Origin of the sequence: Actinomyces denticolens (assembly GCF_002072185.1) — a bacterium.
GTDB lineage: Bacteria > Actinomycetota > Actinomycetes > Actinomycetales > Actinomycetaceae > Actinomyces > Actinomyces denticolens.
Genome location: NZ_MVIW01000066.1, coordinates 1 through 7,471, shown reverse-complemented (window position 1 = coordinate 7,471; position 7,471 = coordinate 1). Strand labels below are relative to the sequence as shown.

At 75.0% G+C, this 7,471-nt stretch carries 5 protein-coding genes; all 5 read right to left on the bottom strand.

Annotated elements, in window-relative coordinates; genetic code table 11:
* Positions 1 to 130: 130 nt before the first annotated feature.
* Entirely contained in the window at positions 131 to 1,549 is a 1,419-nt protein-coding gene (locus tag B1H55_RS11760) for a serine/threonine-protein kinase (RefSeq protein ID WP_073453977.1), read from the bottom strand.
* Positions 1,549 to 3,342, bottom strand: coding sequence for an FHA domain-containing protein (locus tag B1H55_RS11755; RefSeq protein WP_073453975.1), 1,794 nt, complete (start codon positions 3,340 to 3,342; stop codon positions 1,549 to 1,551). Before B1H55_RS11755 ends, B1H55_RS11760 begins: the two co-directional genes overlap by 1 nt.
* A gap of 96 nt (positions 3,343 to 3,438) precedes the next feature.
* Complete coding sequence (locus tag B1H55_RS11750; RefSeq protein WP_073453973.1) at positions 3,439 to 5,340, bottom strand: ABC-F family ATP-binding cassette domain-containing protein; 1,902 nt, start codon at positions 5,338 to 5,340, stop codon at positions 3,439 to 3,441.
* Positions 5,340 to 6,326 (bottom strand): 4-(cytidine 5'-diphospho)-2-C-methyl-D-erythritol kinase, encoded by a 987-nt coding sequence (locus B1H55_RS11745; protein WP_080461752.1) that lies wholly within the window; start codon positions 6,324 to 6,326, stop codon positions 5,340 to 5,342. The genes B1H55_RS11750 and B1H55_RS11745 overlap by 1 nt, the downstream gene beginning before the upstream one ends.
* The gene (rsmA, locus tag B1H55_RS11740) at positions 6,323 to 7,270 is read right to left on the bottom strand and encodes a 16S rRNA (adenine(1518)-N(6)/adenine(1519)-N(6))-dimethyltransferase RsmA (protein WP_077239778.1); all 948 of its coding nucleotides are present in this window, start codon (positions 7,268 to 7,270) and stop codon (positions 6,323 to 6,325) included. Before rsmA ends, B1H55_RS11745 begins: the two co-directional genes overlap by 4 nt.
* Between the last annotated feature and the right edge of the window lie 201 nt (positions 7,271 to 7,471).

Here is a 7,471-nt window from a genome sequence, read left to right as displayed (position 1 = left end):
CCACGCCCTCAAACAAGCCCTGAACAACCCCACCTACCACCCCACCACCTTGACACCCACAACATAGGAGCGCTGGTCCGCGGACCGGTCTCGATCGCCACTTCGACCGGTCTCGGCGAAAAGGGCGGGGTCAGGGGGTGGGGGCGGGGGTGCCGGCGCAGGCGTGGACGGGGTTGGAGGCCTGACGGTCATCGCGCACGGCCACGACCTCGATGCAGGTCTGACCCGCGGGCAGCACGGCGGAGGTGTCAGCCGTCGTCTCCCAGGTGGGGACCGGGCCCCGCCACTGGCGGTACTGGTACTCCCCCGCCCAGTCGGCTGCGGGCGCCGACCAGGTGAAGCGGACGGTCCCATCGTCGGAGAGCTCCCCGGCGAGGCCCTGCGGCCCGGGAGCCGTCTCCTTCAGCGGAGCCGCCTGGCCTGCCTGAATGGTCGCGAAACTGCCCGGAGGCTTCTCCTCGCCGGGATCACTCCACACGACGTAGCCGCCCACGGCAGCCGCCGCGATCGCGGCCGCCCCGATGAGGCCTGGGACGACGAGGGACCTCCGGGGCGACTCCTCCTCGGTCTCCTCGACGCCGTCGTCCTCCTCCGGAGCGGCGGGGGCCGCCTGAGTGGGTGCGGTCACGCGGGAGAAGACGGCGATGCGAGTGCCGGAATCGTCGTCGTCGCCGGCGTCCTCGGGCCCATCGAGGGAATCCTGGAGGAGGTCGATGGTGGTGGGCGGGAGGTTGAGGGAGGACTCGATCTCCTGCAGGGCCCGCCCCAGGGCCAGGGCGCTGGGGTAGCGCTGCATGGGGCTCTTGTCCATGGCGACCTCGAGCACCCTCTTGAGGGCCTCTGGGGCGTCGGGGCGCTGGAGGGGCGGGACGGGGTCGGAGATGATCCTCCGGGAGAGCTGGAAGATGTCGTCCTTCTGACCGGCCGATCCGAAGGGGCTTCGCCCGGTCAGGAGGGAGTAGCAGGTGGCCGCCAGGGAGTAGACGTCGGCCGACGGGTGCGGGTTGGCGGCGTCGATGAGCTGCTCCGGCGGCGCCCAGGGCACGGAGAGCCCCCGGGTGGCCTGGTTGACGTCACCGGCCACGGAGGAGATGCCGAAGTCAGCCAGAACGGGCCGGCGGTAAGCGGTCAACAGGATGTTCGCGGGCTTGATGTCGCGGTGGATGATGCCGGCCCGGTGAGCCGTCTCAACGGCGCCCGAGATCTGAATGATGGTGCGCAGGGCGTCGGCGATGCTCAGGGGCCTGCGGCGCGCCACGGTCCACAGCTGGGGCGGCGGGCAGTACTCCATGACGATGTAGGCGAACCCGTCCTCGGTGACGCCCGCGCCGAAGAGCGACAGGATCGCCGGATGGCTGGAGACGCGGGCCATGAGCTCGGCCTCGGACTGGAAGAGGTCCGAGGAGGGGCCGCGCATGACCTTGACCGCGATTTCGCGGCGGGGCACCTGCTGCTCGTAGAGGTGGACGGTGGAGTAGCCGCCCGAGCCGAGGACTCGCAGGTGCTTGAGCCCGGCGATATGCGGGGGCGGGTCGGTCTTGGACGCCATCAGGCGGCCTCGAAGCGCGCGGTGACTCCCTCACCGAGCTCGAGCACATCACCGCTGCGCAGGATGGTGGTCTCCACGCGGGACAGGTGAACGGGGGCGGAGCCCTCCCGCAGCAGGACGGTGCCGTTGGTGTTGGACAGGTCGCGGGCGAGGACCGACCACTCGTCGATGTCGATGAGGAGGTGGTTGCGGGAGATCTGCCGGTCCGGGCTGGAGACCTTGATGCAGGTGGGGAAGCCGGCGTCGAAGGTGGCCACGCGGTCGGCCGAGGGACGGCGCCCGAGCACGATGGGCCCACCGAGTGACAGGACGCGGCCATCGGACAGGATGAGGCTGCCGAGCACGGGGCGCGGCGCGAGCCGGACGGGCCCCTCCAGGGGAGCCCCGCAGACGCGGCAGGCCACGAGGTGGGTCGGGTTGGGGTGCGAGTTCGCGCAGAAGGCGGACAGGACGCGCGCACCGTGGGAGGGGACGACGCCGCTCCGGTCGGGCGTGGGGAGCTCGGCCAGCTCGGAGCGCGCCGAGTGGATCTCCTCGAGGAGATCGCCGGGAAGCTCGGCCACGGTCGAGCCGTCGTGATCCCCGCGCCGGAGGGGGGCGGGACTGGTGAGGGAGGACTCGCCGGTGGATTCGGGGCCGAGCGCGATGCCAGGTGCGGCCACAGGGCCCGGGCCGGTCTGGGCGGGCACGTCCGCCGAGAGGGCTGCAGGGGCGGAGAGCGCCGCAGGGGCGGAGGAGGCGATGGGGGCCGACGGCGCGGCGGGCCCCGAGAACACGGCGGGCCCCGAGGCGGCGGACGGCGCCGGCGCGGTGCCGGACGTGACGGCCGGCCCGGAGGCGGTCCATCCCCCCGCGGCATCGGCGGGTGTCGAACCCTGGTTCATGCCGGCGAGGATCGCGGCGGGGTCGAAGGGGACCGCCAGGGTGGATTCCACGGCGGGCTCGGGCAGGGTCTCGGGGGCCCCGTCGATCGCGGGGGCGCCCTGCCGGTTGATGCCGGCGAGGATCGCGGCGGGGTCGAAGGGGACCGCCAGGGTGGACTCGACGGCGGGCTCGGGCAGGGTCTCCGGCTCACCCGGCAGGCTGAGCCCCCCGGGCCCCCCGGGCCGGCCCAACTGGTCCGGCTGCGCCGCCGGCGCGGGGATCGCCGTCGGAGCAACGGGCGGCACCAGCGCGGCCGACGGGCCGATCGGCGCCGCGGACGGGGCGGAGGGGGTGCTGGTGAGGACATCGGCGGTGGGGCGGCTCGTGGCGGGAGAGGGGCCGGAGGCCTCAGCGCGCCGGGGGAGGCTGGCCGCGTCGTGAACGGTGGACACGCCCTCGGGCCGCTCCTCCTCCGCGAGCGCGGGCAGCGCCACGACGCTGACGGGCACGATGCCGTCGGCCAGCGGCCTCATGATGCCGTCGCCGGTATCCGGGGTGAGCAGGACGAGGGTGTCGGAGGGCTGGACGATGGTCTCCGTCCAGGTGGAGGTGGGCCCGGAGGAGATGTCCCCGTGGGAGGTTCGCACGATCCCGCGCCCGCGCACGGCCACGCGCCTGCTCCCGCCGGGCTCGAACAGGACGAAGGCGAAGTCGGGGCGGTCGCCCGTGCGGGCGACGACGCTGGAGATGACGTCCCACAGGACGGCCGCCGCCGTCAGCCCGTCCCCGTGGAGGTCCCGCCAGAGCCGCTCGACGATCGGCATGGGGATCACCGGGGGCAGGATGAGCGCGGCGCGCGGCGTGATGATGCCGTGCCAGTCGCCAGCGCCCCAGCGGGCGTCGCCGATCGTGCCTGCAGCCTCACGCACGGGACCTCCTCTTGGGCCAGCCGGCCTGACCCTCAGGCTCGGCACCGGGCCGTTGCGTCCCGACCATCGTAAGGGCAAGTCGGGTGAGGCGCCGAGTCAGGACTCCAACGATTCGGCAGCATCTATCCACGCCTCCTCCAGGGCGGCGTGCTCGGCCTCGGCCTGGGCGAGCTCGCGCCCCAGCCCGGCCAACTCGCCCAGGCGGGCGGGGTCGGCCGAGACCTCCTCGAGGCGGGCGTGGAGGTCCTCGATCCGGGCGGCGGCCCGTTCCATCCTCCGCTCGATCCTCCCCAGGGCCTTGGTGGCCTCGCGGCGCTGGGCGCCGGTCAGCGAGGGCTGCGGGGTCCCGGGGACGTCGGGGCCGTTGGAGTCGACCCGCTCCCGGGCGCCGACGACGACGCCCCGGCCCGCGCCGCCCATCGCCTGGCGCAGCTCGAGGTACTCCTCGACGCCGCCGGGCAGGTCGCGCACCCGCCCGTCCCCGAGGACGGCGACCTGGCGGTCGGTGACGCGCTCGAGGAGGTAGCGATCGTGGGACACGACGACGAGCGTGCCGGGGAAGGAGTCGAGGATGTCCTCGACGGCGGCGAGGGTGTCGGTGTCGAGGTCGTTGGTGGGCTCATCCAGGAGGAGGACATTGGGCTCGGTCATGAGCAGGCGCAGCAGCTGGAGGCGGCGCCGCTCCCCTCCGGAGATCTCGCCGACGCGCGTCCAGGCGCGCTGGCGGGTGAAGCCGAGGCGCTCGACGAGCTGGGAGGCGGTGAGCTCCTTGCCGCCGACCACGACGCGCTCCCCCACCCGGGCGACGGCCTCGACGACGCGCAGGTCGGCCAGGGCATCGAGCTCATGGGTGGACTGGGACAGGGTGGCCACCGCCACGGTCTTGCCGCGGACGACGCGCCCGGAGGTCGGCTCGAGGACGCCCTCCAGGAGCCTGAGGAGGGTGGTCTTGCCGGCGCCGTTGACGCCGACGATGCCGACGCGCTCACCGGGGGCGAGGCGCCAGGTGACGTGGCGCAGGATCTCCTTGGCGCCGCCGTCGGCCGCCCCGCCGCCCCCGGCGGGGTAGCTGAGGCTCACGTCCTCCAGGTCGATGACCCTCTTGCCCAGGCGGGCGGTGGCCATGGCGGTGAGCTCGACGGTGTCGCGCGGCGGGGGCACGTCGGCGATGAGGGCCTCGGCGGCCTCGATGCGGAAGCGGGGCTTGGAGGTGCGGGCCGGGGCGCCCCGGCGCAGCCAGGCGAGCTCCTTGCGCAGGAGGTTGTCGCGCTTCGCGGCGGCGAGCGCGGCCTGGCGGGCGCGCTCGGCCCGCGCCAGGACGTAGGCCGCGTAGCCGCCGTCGTAGGTCTCGATGCGCCCGGGGATCTGGGGGCGGTCGCCGCCGGGGTCGGCGCCGGGGACGACCTCCCACACGTTGGTGCAGATGGCGTCGAGGAACCAGCGATCGTGGGTGACGACGACGAGCGCCCCGGCCCCGGCGCGCCGCCCGGAGAAGCGAGCGCTGAGATGCCGGGCGAGCCAGTCGACACCCTCGACATCGAGGTGGTTGGTGGGCTCGTCGAGGAGGACGATCCGGGCGTCGGCGGTGAGGACGGCGGCCAGGGCGACGCGCCGCCGCTGCCCGCCGGACAGGGTGGTGACATCGGCGGTGGGGTCGACGTCGGCCAGCAGGCCCGCGTGGATGTCGCGGATGGCGGGATCGGAGGCCCACTCGTGCTCGGGGGCGTCGCCGTGGATGGCGCGGGTGACGGTGGTGCCCGAGGTGAAGTCATCGGACTGGCTGAGCAGCGCGAGGCTCAGATCCCCAGCGCGGACGATGCGGCCGCCGTCGGGCTCGCGCGTCCCGGCCATGGCTGCGAGGAGGGTCGACTTGCCGGCGCCGTTGGGACCCAGGACGCCCACGCGGGTGCCGTCCCCGATACCGAGGCGGACGCCGTCGAGGAGTGTGCGCGAGCCGACGACGACGCGCAGGTCCTCGATGCTCAGCAGGTGCGCCATCAGCCCACCACCCGGGCTCCGGCCACGGGGGCGTCCGCGCGCAGGACACCGGCGCAGGATCCCGATGCCGCGAGGGCGCGGGCCACGCGCTGGGCGGTGGCCGAGTCGGGGGCGAGGGCGGCGACGGTCGGCCCGGAGCCGGAGACGATGGCGCGCAGGGCACCGGCCCGCTCGGCGGTCTCGATGATCTCGGCGAGCTCGGGGCGCAGGTCGAGGGCGGCTTCCTGGAGGTCGTTGGCGAGGCATTCGGCGAGGGCTGCGGCGTCGCCGGCGCGCAGGGCGGCGGTGAGCACCTCGGGGGCTTCGGCGGGGGCGGCCGGCGCCCCGGCTCCTCCGGCCCTGGCGGCGGCGAGCTCATCGAAGCGGGCGAAGACGGCCGGGGTGGGCAGGCCCTCGCGGGCCAGGGCGAACACCCACTGGTAGGTGCCGCGCCCCATGAGGGGGGTGAGGCGATCACCGACGCCGTGGCCGAGCGCCGTGGCGCCCATGAGGGGGAAGGGGACGTCGGCGCCGAGCCGGGCCGCCAGGTCGAGCAGGTCGCCCAGCCCCAGGCCGGTGCCCCACAGGTGGTTGCAGGCCAGGAGCGTGGCGGCGGCGTCGGCGCTGCCCCCGGCCATGCCGCCGGCCACGGGCACGCGCTTGCGCAGGAGGAGATCGACGCCCTCGGTCACGCCGGTGGCCTCGGCGAGGAGGCGGGCGGCGCGCACGGCGAGGTTGCGCTCGTCGGTGGGCACGGCGTCGTCGGGGTCGGCCAGGGTGAGCGTGATGCGGCCGCGGGCGTCGAGGGCCTGGCGGCGCGCGGTGACGGTCTCGATGAGGCGCACGGCCTGGAAGACGGTGGTCAGGGGATGGTAGCCGTCGGGCCGGGGGGCGCCGACGGAGAGGAACAGGTTGACCTTGCCGGGGGCCTCGACGCGCACGGAGGTGGCCGAGCCCGCGCGGGGGCCGGCGGCGTCAGGGGCGGGGACGGCGCGCAAGTGGCTCATCGCTTCTCCTCAGGGGCGGTGGGGGCGGCCAGGGCCTCGGCGAGGGCGGCGAAGGCGGCGATGCCCAGCCGCTCGCCGCGCAGCGCGGGGTCGATGCCGGCGCGGCGGCAGGCGGCCTCGGCGTCGGCGGGGCTCCCGGCCAGCGGCGCGAGGGCCTGGCGGAGGGTCTTGCGGCGCTGGGCGAAGGCGGCGTCGACGACGGCGAAGACCGCTTCACGGTCGGCGGTGGTGGCGGGGGGCTCGCGGCGGGTGAGCTCGACGAGCGCGGAGTCGACGCCGGGGACGGGCCAGAAGACGGTGCGCCCGATGGTGATCGTGCGGCGGGCGGTGGCGTACCAGGCGGCCTTCGCGGAGGGCACCCCGTATGCGCGGGTGCCGGGGGCTGCGGCGAGGCGGTCGGCGACCTCCGCCTGGACCATGACGGTGGCCGAGCGGATCGATGGCAGAGCGGCGAGCACGGTGAGCAGCACCGGCACGGCGACGTTGTAGGGCAGGTTGGCCACGAGGCGGGTGGGCGCCGCGGGGATGGGCGCAACGGGGGCGTGCGCCGCGCCGTCGGCGGGACCGGCGGGCGCGAGGGATTCGGGGCCGGCGATGGTCAGGGCGTCGGCGTTGATGACGCTCAGGCGCTCGGCGGCGCCGGGCATCCGGTCGGCGATGGTCACCGGCAGGGCGCGGGCGAGGCGCGGGTCGATCTCGACGGCGACGATGCTCGCCCCGGCCTCGAGGAGCGCGAGGGTGAGGGAGCCGAGGCCCGGGCCGATCTCGAGGACGGTCTCGCCGGGCTCGACGCCGGCGGAGCGCACGATGCGGCGCACGGTACCGGCGTCGTGGACGAAGTTCTGCCCGAGGGTCTTGGTGGGGCGGATGCCGAGGGCGGCGGCCAGTCCCCGGATGTCGGCGGGGCCGAGCAGGCCGCCGGCCTGGGGTGTCGTATCGGGCATGCGCCCAAGCCTACCGGCGCCCCGCCCGCCCCTCTCGCCGAGACCGGTCGAAAACGCCACCGAGACCGGTCGATACGGCCACCGAGACCACTATGTTGGTTGTGGGTGGGTGGGTCTGACTCAATCGAGACCTGACGGCCCCTGGTTTGCGGGGTGTGTCCTTGGACCGGCCTGTCGGCCCTTGCCCGCCCACGGTTCATT